Here is a 23,192-nt window from a genome sequence, read left to right as displayed (position 1 = left end):
ACATGCAAGACCGATTCTGGCGACAGCTGTTGCGCGGCACCCTGCCCCTGCTGGTGTGGGCGGGGCACTTCACCTTCTGCTACCTGCTGGCGGCGGCGCAGTGCACGCCGGCGCTCATGCGCGCCGGCGGGCCGGACCTGCTGCCGATGGGGATTGCGACGGTGCTGGCGTTGGCGCTGTGCGCCTGGCTGCTGTGGCGCGAGCGCGGCATCCTGCGCAATGCGAAGGATGCCGCGCTGGTGGACTGGTCGGCGTCGCTCGGCGCCGTGCTGGCCTTCGTCGGTATCGTCTGGACCGGCCTGCCGCTGCTGCTGGTCCAGGGCTGTGCATAACGTGGGCGGCCCCGCCACCCACGCTACGAGTGTGTGAAAAATTCGTCTATGGCTGCGTTGCCTCGTCTCGCCGTACGAGTCTACTGTCTTCGACCCGGCGCCTTGCCATAGCCGTTTTTTCACACCCTCCACGTTTATCGGCTGGGCGTAATGCGCCAGATGACGTTGCCGACGTCGTCCGCCACCAGCACCGCGCCCGGCTTGTCGACCGCCACGCCGACAGGCCTTCCCAGCGCATCGCCGTTCTTGTCCACGAAGCCGCTGAGCACCTCCACCGGTTTCCCGCTCGGCCTCCCATCCCTGAACGGCACGGCCACCACGTTATACCCCGACAGCGGCGTGCGGTTCCACGACCCGTGCTGCCCGATGAAGGCCCCGCCCGCGTACTGCTCGGGAAGCAGCTTGCCGGTATAGAAGGCCAGTCCGAGCGCCGCCACGTGGGCGCCGAGGGCGTAGTCGGGCGCGACGGCCTTGGCCACCAGGTCAGGACGCGGCGGCTTGACGCGCTCGTCGACGTGCTGGCCGTAGTAGCTGTAAGGCCAGCCGTAGAAGGCGCCCTCCTTCACCGAGGTCAGGTAGTCGGGCACCAGGTCGCTGCCCAGTTCGTCGCGCTCGTTCACCACGGTCCACAGGGCCCCGGTCTGCGGATGCCAGGCCAGCCCGTTCGGATTGCGCAGGCCGGAAGCGTACACGCGGGTGGCGCCGGTGGCGATGTCGACTTCGAGGATGGCGGCGCGGTCGACTTCCTGCTCGATGCCGTTCTCGGCCACGTTGCTGTTCGAGCCCGAGGTGGCGTAGAGCTTGCGGCCGTCCGGGCTGGCGATGATGTTCTTGGTCCAGTGATGGTTCAGCGGGCCGCCCGGCAGCGCCGCCACCGGCTGCGGCGGCGCGGTGATCTCGAGCTCGCCCGCGCGGTAGGGGAAGCGCACGATGCCGTCGGTGTTCGCCACGTACAGCGTGTCGCCCACCAGGGCCATGCCGAAGGGCGAGTTCAGCCCCTGCAGGAACACCTGCTTCACCTCGGCCACACCGTCGCCGTCGCGGTCGCGCAGCAGGGTGATGCGGTTGGCGCTCGGCACCGCGGCGCCGGCCTTCGCCATCACCTTGCCCATCACATAGCCCTTGATACCCTTCTTGTCCTCGGGCCGCTCGGGGGCGTTGGTCTCGGCCACCAGCACGTCGCCGTTGGGCAGCACGTACAGCCAGCGCGGGTGGTCCAGGCCGGATGCGAAGGCGTTCACCGCCAGTCCGGGCGCGGCGGTCGGCTTGCCGCCTGCCGGCCAGCCCCTGGCGGGGGCGATGTCGACGGTCGGAATGAGGCGTTTCACCGGCGCCTTGATGGTCGGCGTCAGGCCGACGTCGGCGCCGACCGGCAGGGTGGACTTGTCGCCGCAGGCGGCGAGCAGCAGCAACAGGACATACGCCGGCAGGCGCCGCGGGGTGTGGTCAGGCATGGCTATTGTTCTCTCGTTCGGCACGGACGGCGTCCGTATCGCCACATACTGCGCGAAGTGGCAATACTACGCCGCCCGTTACCGCCGAGGCAAGCCGGCCTCAGGACACCGCCGGCACCGCCGCCATCGCTTGTGCGGCCGCCTCGCGCCGGCGGCGCAGGACGAAGCGCGCCAGGCCGGGCAGCTGCACCAGCACCAGCACCAGGAAGGCGAGCTGGTAGGCGATGGCGGGCGCGTGGCCGGCGGCGTCCGGCGTCCACAGGCCGACCAGCAGGCCGAAGCCCGCCTGCACCACGAAGGCGCCGATGAAGATCAGGAGGTTCAGGCAGGTCGCGGCGCGTCCGGTGAGTTCGCGCGGCATGGCCTGGGCGATGATCGCGTACTCGATGCCGGTGATCGTCCCCACCAGCGTGAACAGCACCGACAGCAGCTGGAAGCTCGGCTTGTAGCCGGCGATGAAGCCGGCCTGCACCAGCAGGAACACGGCGATGCCGGCCGCCGCCACGTCCAGCGGCGCCACGCCGCGCCGGCCCGCCCATTCGGTGATCATGCCGACCGCGATGGCGCCGAAGATCACCGAGGCCATGCCCATGTACAGCAGGTAGGCCACCGCCTCGTCCGGGAAGCGCGCCACGTCCGACAGGAAGCGTCCGATCCACAGGCCCTGGATGCCGAAGAACACCGCATGCGGGACCAGGACCAGCGAGGCCGTGGCCCGGAACACCGGCGCGCGGAACACCTGGCGCAGGGCCTGGCCGAGCGGGCCGCGGTGCGGCGCCGGCCCCTCGGTGCGCGGGTACAGCAGCGCCACCAGCAGGCCGGTGCAGGCCACCAGGGCCGCCAGCACCACGAACAGCCCGCGCCACTCCAGGTAGTCGAGCGCCAGGCGCACCGGCATGGTGGCGGTCGCGGCGCCGAGGCCGCCGACCGCGATCAGGTAGCCGTGCACCGAGGGCAGCCGGCTCGGGGCGATCCAGCTGGAGACCGCCTTCACCGCCGCCATGAAGCAGCCGCCCAGGCCGAAGCCCATCACGGCGCGCGCCGTCAGCAGCTGGCCGAAGGTCGAACCGTGGGCGAACAGCAGCGCGCCGAGCGACCCGACCAGCATCATCACCAGCTGCACCCGGCGCGGCCCGAAGCGGTCGAGCGCGATCCCGACCGGCAGCTGCACCAGCGCGAAGGCGAAGAAGAAGGCGCTGGTGAGCAAGCCCAGTTCGCCCGGCGTGAGCGCGAGCGCCCCCACCAGGTGCGAGGCCAGCACCGCGTTCACGTTGCGCAGCAGGGAGGACAGGTAGTGGCCCAGGGCGAAGGGCAGGAAGACGTAGAAGAAAACCGCCACGCCGGACAGGCGTGGCGCGGTGGCGGTGTCCTGCATGGCCGGCTCGCGCTGCGGCCCGGCGTCAGGCGGCGTCGCGCTGGGTGGCCGGCACCAGCGGGATCACGCGCCCGCCGGGTCCGCGCAGGGGGCCGCCGCTTTCCATCTCGAAGAAGAATTTGTCGCGCCCGAAGGCCGGCTTCAGGTGATCCAGCCAGGTGGCGTCCGGATCGTATTTCGCGAAGAAGGGACGGCGCACCCACTCGGGATTGCGGGCCTGCAGGAACTGCAGCGCGAACAGCTTCTCGCCGTTGATGGTCACCACGCCGTCGATCACCACCTTGCCCGGGAAGGCGCTCATCGAGGGGCCGCGCACGGTGCGCGACAGGCCCGACACCATCGAATACGCTTCCTGGAAGATCTGGTGGGCGCGCGCCAGCGGCAGGGCGAAATAGTCGCGCGGGCCGGTGTCGCGCTCGACGAACATGTAATAGGGAATGGCGCCCAGGCGCACGCCGGTGGTCCACAGCTCGGCCCAGCTCTTCGGGTCTTCGTTGATGTGGCGGATCAGCGGGCCCTGCATGCGCAAGGTGGCGCCGGTGCCGACGATGCGTTTCACCGCCTGCTGGGCGATGGGGTGGCGCAGCTCCACCGCGTGGTTGTAGTGGCCCATGATGGCCAGGTTCTTCCCCGACCTGACCACCTTCTCGAACAGGCGCAGCAGGTCGTCGCTATCCTTGTCCGACACGAAGCGCTGCGGCCAATACGCGACCGACTTGGTGCCGATGCGGATGTTCTGGATGTGGGCCAGGTTCGGCTCGAGCAGCGGCTCGAGGAATTCGGCCAGGGAACGGGTATTCATGATCATCGGGTCGCCGCCGGTGATCAGGACGTCGGTCACGTCCGGATGGTTCTCCAGGTAGGACACCAGCTCGCTGCACTCGCGCGCGTCGAACTTCATGTCGTCCATGCCGACGAACTGCGGCCAGCGGAAGCAGAAGGTGCAGTAGGCGTGGCAGGTCTGGCCCGAGCTCGGGAAGAACAGCACGGTTTCCTTGTACTTGTGCTGCAGGCCTTTTAGCGGCGCGTCGTTCACGCGCGGGACGTTGTGGGTCATCTGGCCGGCCGGGTGCGGGTTCATGCGCATGCGGATCGCGTGCACCAGCTTCGCGGTCGCCGCCTCGTCCTTCTTGACCAGGACCAGATCGCGCAGCTGCTCGTATTCCTGGCTCGGGAGCATGTCGCGGTGCGGGAAGGTCAGGCGGTAGATCGGATCGTCCGGCGCCTTGTCCCAGTCGATCAGCTCATCCAGCACATAGGCGTTGACGCGGAACGGCAGCACATGCGAGACCACCTGCACCGCTTCCTGCAGCTCCGGCGTCAGCCATTGCCACTGGCGCGCCTGCTGGATCGTCTGGCGGGTATACGGCTTGAACTTGGAAGGCGTCGCTTCGGTCGTGATCACGGGAATTCTCCATGGGACGATGATGAAAGGCCGGCACGATGCCCGATTGGGCATTGCCGGAAGGAATTCATCTTACGTTTCGGAAATACTCGCGAATTGCCGCCTATCAATCACACGAGCCCGGCTCAAGGAGTTAAAGCAATAAATACGCAAAACGGGTCAAAGGCTGGTCAGCAACATCCTTATTTCGAGTGGCGGCACCGGCTGACACCAATGCACAACGTTCCGACCATATGTTCTTCTTGCGATTGCGCCAGCGCAATCTTCACGCCTTCCACCCCGGTACATTTGCCAATGCACTTCAGAAATATTGGCCCAAGAACACTAACCCGAGGAGTACACCATGAAGCTGATCGCCACCACCGCCGCCCTCTGCCTCGTCCTGGCCGCCACGCCTGCCCTGGCCAACGGCCCGACCGAGAAGGACGCCATCGCCATGGTCGAACGCGGCGTCGCCCTGGTCAAGGCCAAGGGCAAGGACGAGATGATGAAGAAGATCAACGCCAAGGATGCCGACTACGTCCAGGGCGAACTCTACATCGACATGCGCGACCTGAAGACCGGCATCGTGCTGGCGCATCCGATCAACCCCTCGATCGTCGGCAAGGACCTGACCGACGTCCCCGACGCCAACGGCAAGAAGTACCGCCGCGAGATCATCGACCTCGCCGCCGCCAAGGGCAAGGGCTGGGTGGACTACCAGTACAAGAACCCGAGCAGCGGCAAGATCGAGCCGAAGACCACCTACATCCAGCGGGTCGACGACGTGGTGCTGGAAGCCGGCATCTACAAGAAGTAAGATCCTTCCACCTTCCCGGAGTCGAGCATGCTGAACAAATTGCGGATCGGGCCCAAACTCCTGCTGGCCCCGGGACTGGTGCTGGTGCTGTTGACCATGCTGTCGGCAGCCGCCTACTACGGCATGGTGCGCCAGAACGCCTCGCTCGAGCACATGGTGCAGGTGCGCGCCGCGCGCCTGCAGGCGGTGGCCGACGTCGCCGGCGACGCGCGCTTCGCGCACGCCAACATCTACCAGCTGCTGGCCTGGGTCAACGGCAGCTTCGCCCAGAGCCGCCTGGCGGCCCTGACCGCGGACATCCACAAGAAGCATGCGCAGATCGGCGACGAGCTCGGCGATCTCAAGAAGGCGGCGGCGCTGGAGGAACGCACGCCGCTGGACAACTCGCTGACCGCATTGGCGGCCTACCGCAAGCTGGTCGGAGAGACCATCGAACTGGCCCAGGTCGACCAGTCGATCGCCACCAACTCGATGCAGAAGGCCGAGAAGCAGTTCGTCGCGCTCGACACCGAACTGCAGCGCCTCGCCGCGCTGGAGAAGAAGCTGAGCGTGGAAGCCTACACCGCCGCCAAGGCCGAATTCCGCACGCTCGGCATCAGCATGGCGGCCCTGGTGCTGCTGTCGATCGGCCTTTCCCTGGTGGTGACGATGCTGGTGCGGCGCGCCATGCTGGCCGATATCCGGTCGATCGCCACGGTGGTCGGCGACCTGGCCGAGGGCCAGCTGCGCACCTCGAGCACGGCGGGCGCCGGACGCGACGAGATCGCCGACACCGCGCGCGCGCTCGACCACTCGATCTCGCGCCTGGACGGCGCCCTGCGCAGCATCATGAAGGCGGTCCAGTCGATCGACACCGCCTCGAAGGAGATCGCCAGCGGCAACCTCGACCTGTCGACCCGCACCGAGATGCAGGCCGGCTCGCTCGAGCAGACCGCCAGCACCATGGAAGAACTGACCACCGCGGTCAAGCACAACGCCGACAACGCGCGCCTTGCCTCGAACCTGGCCGCCGAGGCGGCGCAGCTGGCGGCCAACGGCGGCAACGCCGTGGAGCGCGCGGTGGCGACGATGGAATCGATCCAGGCCAGTTCGCGCAAGATCGTCGAGATCACCGGCGTCATCGACGGCATCTCCTTCCAGACCAACCTGCTGGCCCTGAACGCCGCAGTGGAAGCGGCGCGCGCCGGCGAACAGGGGCGCGGCTTCGCCGTGGTCGCCGCCGAGGTGCGCACCCTGGCCCAGCGCTCGGCCGCGGCCGCGCGCGAGATCAAGGCCCTGATCGCCGACTCGGTGAAGATCATCGAGGACGGCAGCGCCTCGGTGAGCGAAGCCGGCGGCAGCATGGGCGACATCGTCGCCTCGGTGCGCCAGGTGAACGACATCATCGGCCGCATCAGCGTGGCCAGCACCGAACAGGCCGACGGCATCGCCGAAGTGAACAAGGCGGTCGGCCAGATGGACGGCATGACCCAGCAGAACGCGGCCCTGGTCGAACAGGCCGCGGCGGCGGCGGAAAGCCTGCACGAGCAAACCGTGACGCTGGCGAAGGCGGTGTCGATCTTCAAGCTGGCGGATGGGGCGCCGGCGGTGGCGATCGAGGAGGAAGAGGAAGCGGATACGGAAGGCTTCCACGGCCTGCAGGAACGCCGCGCGGATGGGAGCCCGATGCGCGGGCGGCCCATCCCCGCCCTGCCTTCCGCCGCACCACAACGGCGTCAAGCGTAGTGTTACCCGTCAGACCGTTAACGGTGGATGCTACCTGAACGGCCGGCTGACGAAACGCGACCCGGCCAGCCCGAACCTCCACGGCACATCCATCGCCTTCGATATCCCGATGCGCGGCCCGGTCACCACCTCGAGCCCCGGCGGCGCCGGCGCCAATTCGAACGGCGGCAGGGAAATCGGCTGGCCATTGAGCGCCCGCGTCACCCCCAGCGCCTGGCACAATTTGCCCGGCCCCGAGCACAGCAGCCACTCGCCGTCGGCATCGCGCCGCACCCGCATCGTGTCCAGCCCCACGGTCGGCTCGAGCGCGCGGATCAGGACCCCGGCCCCGTGCCCCGCCTCGCGGCAGACGAAATTCAGGCACCAGTGGATGCCGTAGGAGCGGTAGACATAGGCATGGGCCGGCGGCCCGAACATCGACGCATTGCGCTCGGTCGGCCCGGAAAATGCGTGCGAGGCCGGGTCTTCGCGGTCGTAGGCTTCGGTCTCGACGATCCGGCCGCCGACGCCGTCCACCAGCACCGTTACCCCGATCAGCTGGCGCGCCACGGTCTCCGCCGGCGCCGTGAAGTCGATTCCTGCAATTGTCGAAATAGCCATGTGTGGATTGTAATTCCGCCATTAAAACGGTGTCGCAGCGCTGTCTCTTTGGTGAAATTGACACAAATGAGCATTGCCCAAGTGCAAGAAATATCGGCCTGGGGTATAGTGGCAAGGTCGTCCGCTTCCCTCCCGCAGTCCTTCTGCTCCCGCGCCCATGAATACCGTCGCCGATCCTCTTCCGCATCTCGACCAGGTCGACGCCCTGATCAAGTCGATCCGCATCCCGCCGCGTCCGAGCCTGCTGGCCGACATGCAGCGCGAGCTGGCGTCGGAAGATCCGTCGCCGGAAGCCATCGGCAAGATCGTGGCGAGCGACGTCGGCATGTCCGGCGCCCTGCTGAAGCTGGCGAATTCCGCGATCTACGGCGGCCGCCGCAAGGCCAAGTCGATCGAGCAGGCGATCCTGTTCCTGGGGATTAACCAGGTCGCGGCCCTGATGACCGGGCTGCTGGCGCGCCAGGCGATTCCGGCCAACAGCGCCAGCCTGGCCAGCTTCTGGGACATCTCGACCCGCCGCGCCCAGGCCATGGTGTTCCTGTCGCGCCGCCTGCGCATCGGCGAAGCCGACGTGGCCCACACCTTCGGCCTGTTCTGCGATACCGGCGTGCCGCTCCTGATCGAACGCTTCGCCGACTACGCCCGCACCTACGCCGACGCCTCGCTGGAAACCGACCGACCGTTCACGGCGCTGGAAGACGAGCGCCATTCGACCTCGCACGCCGCGGTCGGCTGCCTGCTGGCGCGCAACTGGGGCCTGTCCGGCGACGTCGGCTGGGCCATCCTGCACCACCACGACTTCGCCGTCCTCGACGACCCCGCCACCTCCGGCGCGGTGCGCTCGCTGGTGGCGCTGTCGGTGCTGGCCGAGAGCGCGATCTGCCGCTACCAAGGCCATGGCGAGTCACTGGAATGGGCCAAGGGCGGCGCCGCCGCCTGCGCCTACCTCGGCTTATCAAGCGAGGAAACCGGCGAGCTGCTGGACGAGCTGGTGGAAGCCTTCCACACCGAGTAAGCATGCTTTGACAAGCCTGCCGCGCAGGCCGATACTTCCTCCATAAGTTGTCAATACGGAGGAAGACATGAAGCGCCTTGCGGTCCTGCTGTCGCTGTCCCTGCTGGCCGGCTGCGCCAGCGTCCAGCCGCCCGTCGAACCTCCCCCGCCGGTCTTCGCCGACGCGACCTTCGCACCGCCCTCGGAGCCGGTCCGTACCGACACCCTGTTCGACCTCAGCCCGGCCATGCAGGCTTACCTGAACAGTTCCAGGTTCGCTTCCATCCTGCGCGAACGCGGCGAGCGCCACGGCCTGGTCGAGGCCCTGTACCGCAAGTCCGACCTGCAGCTCGAATACGAATCCAGCAAGACCCGCACCGCATCCGAAACCTACGCCGACCGCACCGGCAACTGCCTCTCGCTCGTGATCATGACGGCGGCCTTCGCCAAGGCCCTCGGCATGCCGGTGCAGTACCAGAACATCGACGCCCAGAACACCTGGAGTCGCGAGGCCGGCCTGTTCCTGGCCAGCTCGCACGTCAACATCCTGCTCAGCGACCGCCGCATGCCGAACGTGCATTCGCCGGGCAGCGAGATGCAGCTGCTGGTCGACTTCATCCCGAGCGACGCCGCCGCGCGCCTGCGCTCGCGCGTGATCGAGGAACAGGACATCGTCGCCTTGTACGCCAATAACCGCGCCGCCGAGATGCTGGTGCACGGGCGCCTCGACGACGCCTACTGGTGGGCGCGCGCCGCGGTGCAGGCGCGGCCCAAGAACGTCACCGTCCTCAACACCCTCGGCGTCATCTACGCGCGCCACGGCGACCTCGCCATCGCCGAGCAGACCTACCGCTCGGCGATGGCGCGCGAGCCGGAGAACGTGCTGGTGATGCGCAATCTGCATCCGGTGCTGCTCGAACTGGGCAAGCGCGACGAAGCGCTGGCGCTTGCCACCCGCATCAACGGCATCGAGCCGGTGCCGCCCTACTACTACTTCGACCAGGGCATGCTGGCGCTGCAGGGCGGCGAGCCGGGCAAGGCGAAGTCGCTGTTCGAGCGCGAGATCAGGAGGGCGCCGTTCAATGACGAGTTCCGCTTCTGGCTGGGGATCGCGTATGCGCGCATGGGTGAGGTGGGCGACGCGCGCGAGCAGCTGGCGCTGGCCGTCGAGCACAGCACGCGGCGCGAGGTGAGGGAGCAGTATTCGGCGAAGCTGGCGTATCTCAGGCAGATCAGCATGGATGCGCGGCGGGGTGTCGAGCAGAGCCGCTACCAGTGATCAGAACAGGGCCGGCTGGACGACAGGCGCATCCGGCTCTTGCGCCAATCCGCGCCATACCGCCAGTTTCTGCTCGAAGCTCATCGCCATGTGCGCGGGTGAGCTCGACGGCAGCACCACGGTGCGGTAGCCGGCCTGCGCAAACTGCGGCGCGAACTTGCCCGATGCCTGGCCGTTGAAGCCCACCGTTTCCAGCTGCGGACACAGGGTCTTCAAGCGTTCGAAATCGTTGGCGGCCGGTTTGCGAATCGCGGAATCGAGGCTGCCTTCGCGTTCGCAGCCGGCCAGCACGTCCCACAGGCCAAAGCCGCGCGCCAGCAGTCGGGGTAGCCGCTCCTCGTAGGGCAGCGCCGCCAGGTCTTCCCCGACCACTGCCGAAATCAATGGCCAGAACTGGTTGCGCGGGTGCGCGTAGTATTTGCCGGCCGCCAGTGAAGCGGCGCCGGGGAAGCTGCCGAGAACGAGGACGCGGGTATCAAACGCGATGACCGGCGCGAGGCCGGTGAGAGTCGGGAAAGAAGTCGCCATGGCCACGATTGTAGCGGGACGAAAAAAACGGCGGGTACTCGCGCACCCGCCGCAAAGGGCAAAACAACGCCTGGAGAGGTAAAGCTTAGTTCTGCGCCACGGCCTGGCCGTCGATGCGACCGGCATCCCAGCCGCCGCCGAGCGCGCGGACCAGGGCCACGGTGGTCACCGCGCGGTTGCCGCGCAGCTGGACCGCGGTGCGTTCGACGGTCGCCAGGTTGCGCTGCGCATCCAGCAGTTCCAGGTAGCTGGAGCGGCCGGCGTCGTACAGCTTCTGCGCGAGGTCGGCCGAGCGGCGCGCCGAGACCAGGGCGGCGTCGATCTCGCCGGCCTGGCCGGACAGGATGCGCAGGCCGGCCAGGTTGTCCTCGACTTCGGCAAAGGCCGTGAGCACGCTCTGGCGGTAGGTCCCAACCGATTCTTCCAGCACCGCTTCGCTGCGCTCGACGTTGGCGCGGTTACGGCCGCCGTCGATGATCGGCATCGAGGTCAAGAGACCCAGCACCCACGAACGGCTGCTCCAGCGGAACACGTCCGAGAACGCGCCGCCCACGCCGCCGCCGGCCGCGCTGATGGTCAGCGCCGGGAACATGGCGCCGCGCGCCACGCCGATGCGGGCGTTCGAGGCTTCCATCGCACGCTGGGCGGCGACGATGTCGGGGCGGCGCTCCAGCAGCGAGGACGGCAGGCCGGCTGGAATGGTCGGCAGCGCGGTCGCGTCCAGCAGCGGGCTGCGGCCGGCGACGTAGTTCGACGCCGGCTTGCCCAGCAGGACCGCCAGCGCGTGTTCGGCATTGGCGCGCTCGCGCTGCAGGCCGATGGCCTCGGCGCGGGCGGTGGCCAGCTCGGTTCTAGCGCGCGACAGGTCGAATTCGCCGATGTCGCCCAGGTCGAAGCGGCGCTGGTTGACGTTGACGCTTTCCTCGCGCAGCCGCACCGTGCGTTCCACGGTGTCGAGTTCGGCGTCCAGCGCGCGCAGCCGGAAGTAGGTCTGGGCCACATCGGCCTGCAGGGCCAGCAGCACCGAGCGGAAGTTGGCCTCCGACGTCGCCGCATCGCCGCGCGCCGCCGCCACATTGGCGGCCACGCGGCCGAACAGGTCGACCTCGTAGCTGGCGCTCAGTTGGGCCGAGTAGCTGGTCACCGGCTGCATCGGCGTGCCCTGCGGCAGGCCGGATTCCAGCGCCGAGGGCCGGGCACGCTGCGCGCCGATGCCGACGCCGATCTGGGGCACGCGGTCGGCCTGCGCGATGCCGGCGATCGCCCTCGCCTGCTTCACGCGGGCGGCGGCCACCGCTAGGTTCGCGTTGTTGGCGCTCGCTTCATCGACCAGCGCGGTCAGCGCCGGGTCGTTGAAGATGAGCCACCACTGGCCGCGCGGCTGGGCTTCGGCCGGCTGCGCCGGTTTCCAGCGCGTGCCGTCGACGCCTTCCACCACGGTGGTCGGCACTTGCGATTCACGGAAGGCGGTCGGCGTTTCCACCGCCGGCTGCTTGAATTCGGGGGTGGCGCAAGCCGTCAGCAGCAATGCTGCCAACAGCGGGGCCACGCCCTTTGCGATCATGCTTTTCATCTCAATGCACTCCTTCCAGGCTCGGTGCGCTCGTGTTATTACCAGCGGCGGCCGGGGCTTTTTTCTCGAAACGCTTGGCGAACGTGCGCAGCAGGACGTAGAACAGCGGCGTCAGGAACAGGCCGAAGAAGGTCACGCCCAGCATGCCGGCGAACACCGCCACACCCATCGCGTGGCGCATCTCGGCGCCGGCGCCGGCCGAGAACACCAGTGGCACCACACCCATGATGAAGGCGATCGACGTCATCAGGATCGGACGCAGGCGCAGACGGGAAGCTTCCAGCGCGGCGTCGAGGATGCTGCGGCCGTGGTCTTCCAGTTCACGGGCGAATTCCACGATCAGGATCGCGTTCTTCGAGGCCAGCCCCACCAGCACGAACAGCGCGATCTGGGTGAAGATGTTGTTGTCGCCACCCGAGAGCTTGACGCCGATGAGGGCGCACAGGATCGACATCGGCACGATCAGGATCACCGCCAGCGGCAGGGTCCAGCTTTCATACTGGGCGGCCAGCACCAGGAACACCAGCAGCACGCACAGCGGGAACACGTAGATCATGGTGTTACCGGCCAGGATCTCCTGGTAGGTCAGGTCGGTCCATTCATAGGCGATCCCTTTCGGCAAGGTTTCCTTGGCCAGCTGCTCCATGATGGCCTGGGCCTGGCCCGACGAGACGCCAGGGGCCGCGCCGCCGTTGATGTCGGCCGCCACGTAGTTGTTGTAGCGCTGGACGCGGTCCGGGCCATAGCTGTCCTTCACCTGCATCAGCGACGACAGCGGGATCATCTCGCCCTTGTCGTTGCGGACCTTGAGCTGCGCGATCTGCTCGGGCTGCGAGCGGAACTGCGCATCGGCCTGCACGCGCACCTGGTAGGTGCGGCCGAACTGGTTGAAGTCGTTCACGTACAGCGAACCGAGGTTCACCTGCAAGGTCTGGTAGATGGTCGCCAGCGGCACGCCCATCTGCTTGGCCTTCACACGGTCGACGTCCGCGAACAGCTGCGGCACGTTGATCTGGTAGCTCGAGAACACGCCGGCCAGTTGCGGGGTGCCCCAGGCCTTCATCTGCAGCGCCTGCGTGGCTTTATACAGTTCGTCGTAGCCGAGATTGCCGCGGTCTTCCAGCATCAGCTTGAAGCCGCCGGTGGTGCCCAGGCCGTTCACCGGCGGCGGCGGCAGCACCATCACGAAGGCGTCTTCCACCGCGCCCATGCGCTTGTTGATCTCGGCGGCGATGGCTTCGGCCGACTGCTCCGGGTGGCCCTTGCGCTCAGCGAACGGTTTCAGGCCGGTGAACACGATGCCGGCGTTCGGCGCATTGGTGAAGCCGTTGATCGACAGGCCCGGGAAGGCGATCGAGGATTCGACGCCCGGGATTTCCTTGGCGATGCTCGACATCTTGCGGATCACTTCATCGGTACGGTCGAGCGAAGCGGCGTCCGGCAGCTGGGCGAAGCCGATCAGGTAACCCTTGTCCTGGGCCGGCACGAAGCCCGGCGGCACCACCTTGAACATGAACACGGCGGCGACGCCCAGCGCCAGGTAGACGCCCAGCGTTGCGGTCTTGCGGCGCAGGACCGTCTTCACGCCGCCCTCGTACTTGTGCGAGGAACGGCTGAAGAAGCGGTTGAAGGCGGCGAAGAAGCGGCCGAACACCTTGTCCATGCCGCGCGTCAGCGCATCCTTCGGCGCATCGTGGGCCTTGAGCAGCGCGGCCGACAGGGCCGGGGCCAGCGTCAAGGACACGAAGGCCGAGATCACGGTCGAAATCGCGATGGTCAGGGCGAACTGGCGGTAGAACTGGCCGGTGAGGCCGGCGACGAAGGCGATCGGCACGAACACCGCGCACAGCACCAGGGCGATCGCGATGATCGGGCCCGAGACTTCCTTCATGGCCTGGATGGTCGCATCATGCGGCGACAAGCCGTTGGTGATGTTGCGCTCGACGTTCTCCACCACCACGATGGCGTCGTCGACCACGATACCGATCGCCAGCACCAGGCCGAACAGCGACAGGGTGTTGATCGAGAAGCCGAACATCAGCATCACAGCGAAGGTACCGACCACCGACACCGGCACCGCCAGCAGCGGGATGATCGAAGCGCGCCAGGTTTGCAGGAACACGATCACGACCAGCGCGACCAGCACCACGGCTTCCAGCAGGGTCTTGATCACCGAGTCGATCGACTCGCGCACGAACTGGGTCGGGTCATACACGATGCTGTACTCGACGCCTTCCGGGAAGTCTTTGGATAACGCTTCCATCGTGTTGCGCACGTCGGTCGACAGCTGCAGCGCGTTGGCGTTCGGCGCCTCGAAGATCGGAATCGCGACCGCCGACTTGTTGTTCAGCAGCGAACGCAGCGCGTAGGAGCTGGAACCCATCTCCAGGCGCGCGACGTCCTTCAGGCGCGTGACGGCGCCGTCTTCATTGGCCTTCACGACGATGTCGCCGAACTCCTCGACGCTCGACAGGCGGCCCTGCGTGTTGACGGTCAGCTGGAACTCGGCGTCCTTGGACGGGCCCTGGCCGACGACGCCGGCCGCGACCTGCACGTTCTGCTCGCGGATGCTGGCGACGACGTCGCCCGCGGTGAGATTACGCGCCGCGACCTTTTGCGGATCGAGCCAGACGCGCATCGCGTAGTCGCCCGAGCCGAACAGCTGGACTTCGCCCATGCCGTTCAGGCGCGCCAGCTGGTCCTTGATGTTCAGCACCGCGTAGTTGCGCAGGTAGAGGTCGTCGTAACGGCCGTCCGGCGAATTCAGGTGGACCACCATGGTCAGGTTGGGCGAGCTCTTGACGGTGGTGACGCCGATCTGGCGCACCTCCTCGGGCAGGCGCGGCAGCGCGCGCTGCACCCGGTTCTGCACCTGGCTTTCGGCGCGGTCGATGTCGGTGCCGATCGCGAAGGTCAGGGTCAGGGCCAGGGCGCCGTCCGAGGTGTTCTGCGAGGTCATGTAGAGCATGTCCTCGATGCCGTTGATCTGCTCTTCCAACGGCGCGGCCACGGTCTCGGCGATCACCTTCGGATTCGCGCCCGGGTACTGGGCGCGCACCACGACCGACGGCGGCACCACTTCCGGATACTCGGAAATCGGCAGCTTGAAGATCGAGATCAGGCCGCCCACGAAGACGATCACCGACAGCACGACCGCGAAGATCGGCTTGTCGACGAAGAAGCGGGAAAAGTTCATGGGATTACTCCTTCGTATTCAGGGCGACTTGCGTGCCGGCTTTCGCGGCGGCCGCTGCGGCCACGGCGTCCATCGGCACGATCTGCGCGGTGACCGGCGCGCCGGGACGCACGCGCTGCAGGCCGTTGACGACGATCTTCTCGCCCGGTTTCAGGCCGCTGCGCACCACGCGCAGGCCATCGACCACCGGGCCCAGGGTGACCGGACGGTACTCGGCCTTGCTGTCGGCGCCGACCACCACCACGTATTTGCGGGACTGGTCGGTGCCCACCGCGCGGTCGTTGATGACGACGGCGTCGCTGGCCACACCGTTACCGACCTGCACGCGGGCGAACAGGCCCGGCACCAGGAGGCGGTCCGGATTGGCCAGGGTGGCGCGCATGCGCACGCTGCCGGTGTCGGCGTCGAGGCGGTTATCGACGAATTCCAGCTTGCCTTCGTGCGGGAAGCCTTCCTCGCTGCTCAGGCCGACCTTCACGGTGGCCGGGGCGCCGCGCTGGACACGGCTGCCGACGCGCAGGTAGGTTTCTTCGTCGCCGTCGAAGCTGGCGTAGATGCGGTCCGTCGACACGACCGAGGTCAGGACGGCGCTGCCGTCGACCAGGTTGCCGAGGGTGATCTCGGCTTTCGAGACGCGGCCGTCGATCGGCGCGGTGATGCGGGTGTACGACAGGTTCAGGCGTGCGGCCTCGGACTGGGCTTGCGCGGCGCGGGCGCCGGCGTCGAGTTCCTTCTGCACGCTGGCGCGCTCGTCGAACTCGCGCTGGGCGATCGCCTTGTCCGCCAGCAGGCGCTCGGCGCGCTGCAGTTCCAGGCGCGCCAGGTCGGCCTTGGCGCGCGCGGCGCCGGCGGCGGCGGCGGCGCGGTCGGCTTCGGCCTGGTAGGGACGCGGGTCGATCACGAACAGCACGTCGCCCTTCTTGACTTCGGCGCCCGGTTTGAAGTTCACGGCCGTGATGTAGCCGCTCACGCGCGGACGGATCTCGACCACCTCGACCGCTTCCAGCCGGCCCGAGAATTCCTGGGTCTCGGCGACTGGCTTCGTGACGACGATCGCCGCCGATACCGGCGGCCCGGCCGGCGCCGCAGCCGCCGCCTTCGGTTCATCCTTGCTGTTGGCGTCGGAGCAGCCGTTCAGGACCGCCCCGGCCAGGCCCGCGGCGGCCAGCAGGCCCACGAGCGTTTTGACTGTGCCCATCCGTCGTTGTTGGTTATTCATGATCAACCTTTCTTATGGTGACAAACTAAGAGACAAAACAATCCCTATCGCGTCCGGTACGGATCCGGATGCGAGGAAAAAAGAGGCCCTCTCCACGCGCGTGGCGTGGATGACCAATTCGTTACGATGTAGGGGAGCGGCGCGGGCCGCTCAGGGCGCCAGGGTCAACAGCGCATGGCGCGCGGGTGGCCAGGCCGGCTGGCTGTAGTTGCATGCTTCATGGCTCACCTTTCTTGAAGAAGTCCCTCACGACGCTGCTGAAGCGGCGAATTTTGGGAAAAACAGGGCCTCCCCGCGCCACGCGGCACGGTGTTCGGGAGACAGCGGATTGTGTGGTCCGGTGCTGGCTGCTCAGCGGTCCAGGGCGGCCAGGAAGGTGGCGATTTCACCCATCGCGTGCACCTTGCAGGCACAGTCGTTGCGCCCGCCCGGTTCCGCCAGGGGCGCGGGCGGCATGCGCCGCACGGTGGTGCGCACGCCGGAGTTGATCAGTTTGGCGCCGTATTGTTCGGCCTCGTCGCACAATGGGTCGCCCTCGGCCGACAGGATCAGGGCCGGCGGCAGGTTCTTCAGGCGCGTCGAGCGCAGCGGCGAGGCATACGGGTGGGCACGGTCCGCGGCATGCGGCAGGTAGCCCCGGTAGGCTTCGGCGCAGACATTGGTCATGTGCTCGCGGTCCGGGCATTCGTTCATCTGGCGCATCGAGCAGGTCGACAGGCCGGGGTCGAGCATCGGCATGATCAGGATCTGGCCGGCCAGCTTCGGGGCGGCGCGGTCGCGCGCCATCAGGCCGCAGACGGCCGCCAGGTTGGCCCCGGCCTCGATGCCGGCCACCACCAGCTTCTTGCCGGACCAGCCCAGCTTCGCCTTGTGCTTGTTCGCCCACAGCAGCACGGCATGGGCGTCTTCCACCGCGGCCGGGAACGGCTTCACGGTGGCCAGCGTGTAGTTCGAGGCCAGCACGGCGCGGCTGGCGTCGCACTCGGTCAGGTAGCGCAGGAATTCGTCGGCTTCCTGCAGGTCGCCCGAGACGAAGCCGCCGCCGTGGAAGAACACGACCAGGGTGTCGCGCTTGGCCGGCGCGCCGGGCGCCTTCGACAGGTAGAGGCGCGCCGCCAGCGGGCCTTCGGCGCCGCCGACCTCGAGCTCGCGCACGTCGACCGTGCTCTGGACGTCGTCGAGCACCGCGCTCATCAAACAGCCCCTTTCGGCGCGGCGGCCAGGTGGCCGTCCGAATCGTCGAGGCAGGCTTCGCTGCCCAGTTCGACCTGCATCGAGAGCGCCTTCAGGCCGCGCGCTTCCGCGCCGGCGGCCTGCGAGTACGCGTCGGTCGCCAGCAGGCCTGCCAGCGCGACCCCGCTCAGGGCGACTGCTACCGTGGTGAAGATACCGTCTCGAATGCTCATGACCTGCTCCGTATGTGTTTACTTTTTGCTGCAATGCACACACTATAGTCATCATCTTCAATCAGATAAAGATGTCAATATCGAATTGATTGTTCATAAAACCGAACAATCATGTATTTGGGAGCCTTTCCATGAACAAACTCCAGGCCATGGAAGTATTCATCCAGGTGGTCGACTGCGGCAGCTTCACCAAGGCGGCCGAGATGCTGAACCTGCCCAAGGCCACCGTCTCGACCCTGGTGCAGACGCTGGAATCGACGCTGTCGGTCAAGCTGCTGCACCGCACGACGCGCCAGGTGATGATCACCTCGGACGGCGCGGCCTATTACGAGCGCTGCGTGCAGATCCTGTCGGACGTGCGCGACGCCGAGGAATCGCTGTCGCGCCACCGCCTCAGCCCCAGCGGACGGCTGCGCGTCGACACGCCCTCGGGCCTGGCGACCGAGATCCTGATCCCGGCCCTGCCGGCCTTCTTCGAGCGCTACCCGGACATCACGATGGAACTGGGCAGCACCGACCGCCCGGTCGACCTGGTCGAGGAAGGTGTCGATTGCGCGGTGCGCGGCGGAGAGCTGATCGACCCGAACCTGATCGCGCGCCGCGTCGGCGTGATCAACTTCGTGACCGCCGCCTCGCCCGACTACATCGCGCGCCACGGCATGCCGCAGCACCCGCGCGACCTCGAACGCCACCGCTGCGTGAACTACTTCTCGGCCAAGAACGGCAAGATCATGAACTGGGATTTCACCCGCGACGGCGAACGCATCGAGGTCGCCTTGCCCGGCGCGATTGCGCTCAATGATTCCAACGCCTACGTGCAGGCGGGGCTGGCCGGACTGGGGATCATCACCATGACCGACTACCTCCTGACCGGCTACATCGCCGCCGGCCGCATGGTGCCGGTGCTGCCCGAGTGGCGCAGCGACCCGCTGCCGGTGCACATCGTCTACCCGCAGAACCGCCACCTGTCGGCCAAGGTGCGGGTGTTCGTGGAGTGGGTATCGGAGCTGTTCGCGGCGCATCCGAACCTGCGCCTGCAGCCTCCGCGGCCGGTCGCGGCGCCTGCTGATTTGCAGGCGGAGACCGTGTAGAATCGGACGGAACAGGACAACAGATCCACAGGAGACAGCCATGAACCCCAGTTCGCAGCCGCGCAACATCGACATCCTGCTGGCGCAATACGCCGAGAGCCACCGCAACCACACCAACGAGATCATCCACTTCGTGTGCATCCCGCTGATCGTCCTGAGTTTATTGGGGATCCTGTGGGCGATCCATCCGGCGGTGGCGATCGCGGTCACCCTTGTTTCGCTGTTCTACTACGTCAAGCTGTCGCCGCAGTTCGCGGTCGGGATGGGCGTGATGAGCGCGGTGATGCTGGGGATTCTTGCGATCATGCCGGAGTTCACGGTGCTGCCGGTGTCGATCGCGGTGTTCGTGGTGGCGTGGATCGGGCAGTTCATCGGGCACAAGATCGAAGGGAAGAAGCCGTCGTTCTTCGATGATTTGCGCTTTCTTCTCATTGGCCCGCTGTTCGTGCTTTCCTTCCTCTACCGCCGCCTGAATTTCGCTTACTAGTAGGGCGGGCGGTCCTCCGCCCACGCGCCCAACCAGCAATAGCATAGCCGCGCGGGCAGCATCACCGTGATTTGAACGCGTGGGCGGGGGCCCGCGGGGCCGCCCAGGCCCACCCTACATAAACGGTATATCGTCACGTGCGGCGAACCGAGGAAGCACGTATACTCCCGCGATGCCCTCCTCCGCCCTCTTCACCATCGCCGCCCTGATCTGGGGCTCGACCTTCTTCGCCATCACCCTGCAACTGGGCGAGGCCCCGCCCGCCGTCTCGGTGGCCTACCGTTTCTTCCTGGCCGCCGCCACGCTGTTCCTGATCTGCCTGGTCAAGCGCGACCGCTTGATCCTGCCGTGGCGCGTGCACAAGTGGATGGCGCTGCAGGGGGTGCTGACCTTCTGCATCTCCTACCTGTGCACCTACGAATCCGAGCAGCACGTGGTCTCGGGCCTGGTGGCGGTGGTGTTCGCGCTGATGGTGTTCTGGACGCCGCTGCTCTCCAGCCTGTTCTTCGGCACCGTGATCAACCGCCGCACCATCGGCTGCGGGGTCGCGGCGATCGCCGGCGTGGCGCTGCTGTTCTCGCGTTCGATCGGCGCCGCCTGGCTTGAATTCCAGGCCGGCGGCAGCGCGGAATTCATCGCCGGCGTGGTGCTGGCCCTGGCCGCCACCATCGCCAGTTCGGCCGGCAGCATCGTGGTCACCAAGGTCAAGGAAGAATGCGAGAACCTGCCGCTGACCATGGCCTGGTCGATGCTGTGGGGCGCGAGCCTGGTGACCATCTGGTCGCTGGCGCACGGCGACCGCTTCGTGATCCCGGCCAGCGCCACCTACTGGGGCGGCCTGGTCTACCTGTCGATCTTCGGCTCCGTGATCGCCTTCTTCGCCTACTTCACCCTGATCGGCCGCATCGGCGCCCAGAAGACCGTGTATATCGGCGTGATCACGCCGGTGCTGTCGGTGCTGCTGTCGATCCAGCTGGAAGGCTATCGCCCCGGCCCCATCGAATTCGCCGGCATGGTCCTGTGCCTGGCCAGCGTGGCCTGGGCCCTGCGCGCGCCCGCTGCCCAGAAAGTAGAAACCGCCAATCTCAACAACCCACTCGAAACACCATGAGCACTTTTAGCATCCGCCCCGCCACGCCGCACGACGTCACCCATATCCTGTCGATGATCAGGGAGCTGGCGGTCTTCGAAAAACTCGAGCACATGGTGGTCGCCACCGACGCCCTGCTGCAGGAAGGCCTGTTCGGCTCACGTCCGTCCTGCGAAGCCATCATCGGCGAAGAGGATGGGCAAGTGGTCTGTTTCGCGCTGTTCTTCCATAACTTCTCGACCTTCCTCACCAAGAAGGGCTTGTACCTGGAAGACCTGTACGTGCGCCAATCGCACCGCGGCAAGGGCTACGGCACCCAGCTGCTCAAGCGCCTCGCGCAGATCGCGGTCGAGCGCCAGTGCGGCCGTTTCGAGTGGTCGGTGTTGGACTGGAATGAGCCGGCAATCCAGTTCTACAAGGCCATGGGCGCGGATATCTTGCCTGACTGGCGTATCTGCCGTGTCACGGGCGACAGCCTGTCCGCACTGGCGGAACGGCGTATCTAAGCGCGCACAAGAAAAAGCCCACGGACCGTAAAGGCGCCGTGGGCGAACCCATTTTTGTCAATGGGGAGGGGAGATGGTGAATCACACAGTTTCACTATAGGCGTCGATACTTAAGCGGCAATGAAGCTTTACAACTCGTTACCGTTGTTACGATGCCAATTTTTCTGTTCGAACCCTGTGTGATGCGATGCGTTCAGTCCATCATTCCCCAATTCGCGGTAGGCGATTTGATGCCTGTCAAAAACACTTCTCTTGAATGCGGCCGATGTGCGGAACCGCAGCGTTTCAGCCGCAGTACGACCTAAACCCGGACGGCGCGCACGATGCCGCCGTTCACCACGGCGCGGCAGGGATTGGCGCCCATCGCATACACCAGGTCAGCCGGGCGGGCGATGTCCCACAGCGCCAGGTCCGCGAGCTTGCCCGTTTCCAGGGTGCCGATCTGGCCCTCCAGGCCAAGCGCGCGGGCACCGTGGATGGTGGCGCCGAGCAGCGCTTCCTGCGGCGTCAGGCGCCACAGCGTCGCCGCCATGTTCATCGCCAGCAGCAGAGACGTCAGCGGCGAGGTGCCGGGATTGCAGTCGGTGGCCACCGCCATCGGCACGCCGGCCGCGCGCAGCGCCTCGACCGGCGGCGCGGCCGTCTCGCGCAGGAAGTAATAGGCGCCCGGCAGCAGCACGGCCACGGTGCCGGCAAGCGCCATCGCCTCGATGCCGGCGCTGTCCAGATGCTCGAGGTGGTCGGCCGACAGGCCGCCGTAGCGCGCCACCAGCGCCGCGCCGTCCTGGTTCGACAGCTGCTCGGCATGCAGCTTGACGGGCAGGCCGAGACGGCGCGCGGCCGCGAACATGCGTTCGGTCTGCGCATGGGTGAAGCCGATCCGTTCGCAGAAGGCATCCACCGCGTCCACCAGGCCCTCGTTCGCAAGCCGCGGCAGCATCTGCGTGCACAGCATGTCCACGTAGTCGTCGGGGCGTCCCGCGTATTCCGGCGGCAGCGCATGCGCGCCCAGGAAGGTGGTCGCCACCCGCACCGGCAGGCGCGCCGCCACCTCGCGCGCGGCGCGCAGCATGCGTTCCTCGGCCGCCGCCTCCAGGCCGTAGCCGGACTTGATCTCGAGCGTGGTGACGCCTTCCGCCAGCAGCCGGGCCACGCGCGGCAGGCTTTGCGCCAGCAGATCGTCGACGCTCGCGGCGCGGGTGGCGCGCACCGTCGACATGATGCCGCCGCCCTGGCGCGCGATGTCCTCGTAGCTGGCGCCGTTCAGGCGCGCTTCCCACTCCTTGCTGCGGTTGCCGGCGTGGACGATGTGGGTGTGGCAGTCGACCAGGCCGGGCGTCATCCAGGCGCCGCCGCAGTCGTGTTCTTCACGCGCCGGCGGCGCCTCGGCGCGTGGGCCGATCCAGGCGATGCGGCCGTGGCGCACGGCCAGCGCGGCGTTTTCGATCTCGCCGTAGCCGTCCACCATCGTGGCCAGGTGCACATTGGTGAACAGGAGGTCCGCGACCTCAGTCATGGAATTCCTCGTCGTCCTCGTCGCCGTGGTACCAGACGTCGACGATGTAGACCATGCCCTGCCCCGCTTCCAGCTTCCAGGTCGAGCCGCCCTCGAGCACCACCGCGTCGTAGCGCACCAGGCCGATGCGCTCCTGTTCGTTGCGCAGCTCCAAGGTGTCGCCCTCGGCCAGGAACAGCACCGTCACGTCGGCGCGCGCGACAAAGGTGGAGTTGCCCTCCAGGCGGCGGCGGCCGAAGGTGTGGTAGCAGCGGTCGCTGCGCGTCATCGCATTGAAGTCGGTGCTGCCGCCGCGCGCGAGCTTGGCTTGCACGACCGAGCTGCCGTCGAAGGCGACCACCGGATCGGCGTCCGTGACCAGGGTCGGCTCGCCGTCGATGTCGAGCGTCATGCCGTGGCCCTCGACCAGCACCAGGGTACGGTCGACGCCGGGGAACAGGGAAAAGGCGCCGTCCTTCTCGATGGTGGCCAGGCTGACGCGCCAGTCGAAATCCTCGAAGCCGGAATCCGGCGGGCCGATGGCGATTTCGGTCGTGCTGCCGCCGCCGTTCTTCCATGGCACCGGCGACAGTCCTGCGAAGGGGATCAGGGTGGTCATTGCTTGCCTCTCTCATTCA

The 23,192-nt window shown here is 67.1% G+C and carries 21 protein-coding genes; 9 read left to right on the top strand and 12 right to left on the bottom strand.

The window, feature by feature from the left end:
- The first annotated feature begins 2 nt into the window (after window positions 1-2).
- Window positions 3-332, top strand: a complete 330-nt coding sequence (locus LQ564_RS01805; protein ID WP_231056377.1) for a hypothetical protein — start codon at window positions 3-5, stop codon at window positions 330-332.
- 134 nt (window positions 333-466) lie between these two features.
- Here LQ564_RS01805 and LQ564_RS01800 read toward each other — a convergent pair whose 3' ends face one another.
- From LQ564_RS01800 to LQ564_RS01790, 3 genes are all read right to left on the bottom strand, one after another.
- Entirely contained in the window at window positions 467-1,786 is a 1,320-nt protein-coding gene (locus LQ564_RS01800; RefSeq protein WP_231056376.1) for a PQQ-dependent sugar dehydrogenase, read from the bottom strand.
- A 100-nt stretch (window positions 1,787-1,886) separates the two neighbouring features.
- A complete protein-coding gene (locus LQ564_RS01795; protein WP_231056375.1) occupies window positions 1,887-3,161 on the bottom strand; it encodes an MFS transporter in 1,275 nt (424 codons plus the stop codon).
- A gap of 25 nt (window positions 3,162-3,186) precedes the next feature.
- Window positions 3,187-4,566 carry a KamA family radical SAM protein gene (locus LQ564_RS01790; protein WP_231056374.1) on the bottom strand — a complete coding sequence of 460 codons (1,380 nt, stop codon included), beginning with the start codon at window positions 4,564-4,566 and terminating at the stop codon, window positions 3,187-3,189.
- A gap of 343 nt (window positions 4,567-4,909) precedes the next feature.
- Between LQ564_RS01790 and LQ564_RS01785 the strand changes: the two genes are divergently transcribed.
- Both LQ564_RS01785 and LQ564_RS01780 read left to right on the top strand, forming a co-directional pair.
- A complete protein-coding gene (locus tag LQ564_RS01785) occupies window positions 4,910-5,365 on the top strand; it encodes a cache domain-containing protein (protein WP_231056373.1) in 456 nt (151 codons plus the stop codon).
- Between the two features lie 27 nt (window positions 5,366-5,392).
- Window positions 5,393-7,090 carry a methyl-accepting chemotaxis protein gene (locus LQ564_RS01780; RefSeq protein WP_231056372.1) on the top strand — a complete coding sequence of 566 codons (1,698 nt, stop codon included), beginning with the start codon at window positions 5,393-5,395 and terminating at the stop codon, window positions 7,088-7,090.
- A 30-nt stretch (window positions 7,091-7,120) separates the two neighbouring features.
- On the opposite strand, the gene LQ564_RS01775 is transcribed toward LQ564_RS01780, so the two are convergent.
- On the bottom strand, window positions 7,121-7,690 hold the full coding sequence (locus LQ564_RS01775) for a DNA-3-methyladenine glycosylase (RefSeq protein WP_231056371.1): 570 nt from the start codon (window positions 7,688-7,690) through the stop codon (window positions 7,121-7,123).
- 157 nt (window positions 7,691-7,847) lie between these two features.
- On the opposite strand from LQ564_RS01775, the gene LQ564_RS01770 reads away from it, so the two are divergent.
- Both LQ564_RS01770 and LQ564_RS01765 read left to right on the top strand, forming a co-directional pair.
- Window positions 7,848-8,705 (top strand): HDOD domain-containing protein, encoded by an 858-nt coding sequence (locus LQ564_RS01770; RefSeq protein WP_231056370.1) that lies wholly within the window; start codon window positions 7,848-7,850, stop codon window positions 8,703-8,705.
- Between the two features lie 67 nt (window positions 8,706-8,772).
- Window positions 8,773-9,963 (top strand): tetratricopeptide repeat protein, encoded by a 1,191-nt coding sequence (locus tag LQ564_RS01765; RefSeq protein ID WP_231056369.1) that lies wholly within the window; start codon window positions 8,773-8,775, stop codon window positions 9,961-9,963.
- Here LQ564_RS01765 and LQ564_RS01760 read toward each other — a convergent pair whose 3' ends face one another.
- The 6 genes from LQ564_RS01760 to LQ564_RS01735 form a co-directional block, all read right to left on the bottom strand.
- Window positions 9,964-10,491 (bottom strand): DNA-deoxyinosine glycosylase, encoded by a 528-nt coding sequence (locus tag LQ564_RS01760; protein WP_231056368.1) that lies wholly within the window; start codon window positions 10,489-10,491, stop codon window positions 9,964-9,966.
- Window positions 10,492-10,576: 85 nt separating this feature from the next.
- Window positions 10,577-12,064, bottom strand: coding sequence for an efflux transporter outer membrane subunit (locus tag LQ564_RS01755; RefSeq protein ID WP_231056367.1), 1,488 nt, complete (start codon window positions 12,062-12,064; stop codon window positions 10,577-10,579).
- Between the two features lies 1 nt (window position 12,065).
- Window positions 12,066-15,260, bottom strand: a complete 3,195-nt coding sequence (locus LQ564_RS01750; protein ID WP_231056366.1) for an efflux RND transporter permease subunit — start codon at window positions 15,258-15,260, stop codon at window positions 12,066-12,068.
- 4 nt (window positions 15,261-15,264) lie between these two features.
- A complete protein-coding gene (locus LQ564_RS01745) occupies window positions 15,265-16,458 on the bottom strand; it encodes an efflux RND transporter periplasmic adaptor subunit (protein WP_231056365.1) in 1,194 nt (397 codons plus the stop codon).
- A 372-nt stretch (window positions 16,459-16,830) separates the two neighbouring features.
- Window positions 16,831-17,673 carry an alpha/beta hydrolase gene (locus LQ564_RS01740; RefSeq protein WP_231056364.1) on the bottom strand — a complete coding sequence of 281 codons (843 nt, stop codon included), beginning with the start codon at window positions 17,671-17,673 and terminating at the stop codon, window positions 16,831-16,833.
- Complete coding sequence (locus tag LQ564_RS01735; RefSeq protein WP_231056363.1) at window positions 17,673-17,885, bottom strand: hypothetical protein; 213 nt, start codon at window positions 17,883-17,885, stop codon at window positions 17,673-17,675. The genes LQ564_RS01740 and LQ564_RS01735 overlap by 1 nt, the downstream gene beginning before the upstream one ends.
- Window positions 17,886-18,016: 131 nt before the next feature.
- On the opposite strand from LQ564_RS01735, the gene LQ564_RS01730 reads away from it, so the two are divergent.
- The 4 genes from LQ564_RS01730 to LQ564_RS01715 all read left to right on the top strand — a co-directional run bounded on the left by LQ564_RS01730 (window position 18,017) and on the right by LQ564_RS01715 (window position 21,059).
- Complete coding sequence (locus tag LQ564_RS01730; RefSeq protein WP_231056362.1) at window positions 18,017-18,976, top strand: LysR family transcriptional regulator; 960 nt, start codon at window positions 18,017-18,019, stop codon at window positions 18,974-18,976.
- A 40-nt stretch (window positions 18,977-19,016) separates the two neighbouring features.
- On the top strand, window positions 19,017-19,463 hold the full coding sequence (locus tag LQ564_RS01725) for an Mpo1 family 2-hydroxy fatty acid dioxygenase (RefSeq protein ID WP_231056361.1): 447 nt from the start codon (window positions 19,017-19,019) through the stop codon (window positions 19,461-19,463).
- Window positions 19,464-19,635: 172 nt separating this feature from the next.
- Window positions 19,636-20,574 (top strand): DMT family transporter, encoded by a 939-nt coding sequence (locus LQ564_RS01720; RefSeq protein WP_231056360.1) that lies wholly within the window; start codon window positions 19,636-19,638, stop codon window positions 20,572-20,574.
- A complete protein-coding gene (locus LQ564_RS01715; RefSeq protein WP_231056359.1) occupies window positions 20,571-21,059 on the top strand; it encodes a GNAT family N-acetyltransferase in 489 nt (162 codons plus the stop codon). The genes LQ564_RS01720 and LQ564_RS01715 overlap by 4 nt, the downstream gene beginning before the upstream one ends.
- 301 nt (window positions 21,060-21,360) lie before the next feature.
- Here the strand turns inward: LQ564_RS01715 and hutI are convergent, their stop codons facing one another.
- Together hutI and LQ564_RS01705 are read right to left on the bottom strand one after the other, a co-directional pair.
- Window positions 21,361-22,575, bottom strand: coding sequence for an imidazolonepropionase (gene hutI / locus LQ564_RS01710; protein WP_231056358.1), 1,215 nt, complete (start codon window positions 22,573-22,575; stop codon window positions 21,361-21,363).
- Window positions 22,568-23,173 carry a HutD/Ves family protein gene (locus tag LQ564_RS01705; RefSeq protein WP_231056357.1) on the bottom strand — a complete coding sequence of 202 codons (606 nt, stop codon included), beginning with the start codon at window positions 23,171-23,173 and terminating at the stop codon, window positions 22,568-22,570. The genes hutI and LQ564_RS01705 overlap by 8 nt, the downstream gene beginning before the upstream one ends.
- Window positions 23,174-23,192 lie beyond the last annotated feature (19 nt).

This window comes from Massilia phyllostachyos (genome assembly GCF_021044825.1).
Lineage (GTDB): Bacteria > Pseudomonadota > Gammaproteobacteria > Burkholderiales > Burkholderiaceae_D > Telluria > Telluria phyllostachyos.
This window is presented reverse-complemented; position numbering and strand designations above follow the sequence as displayed.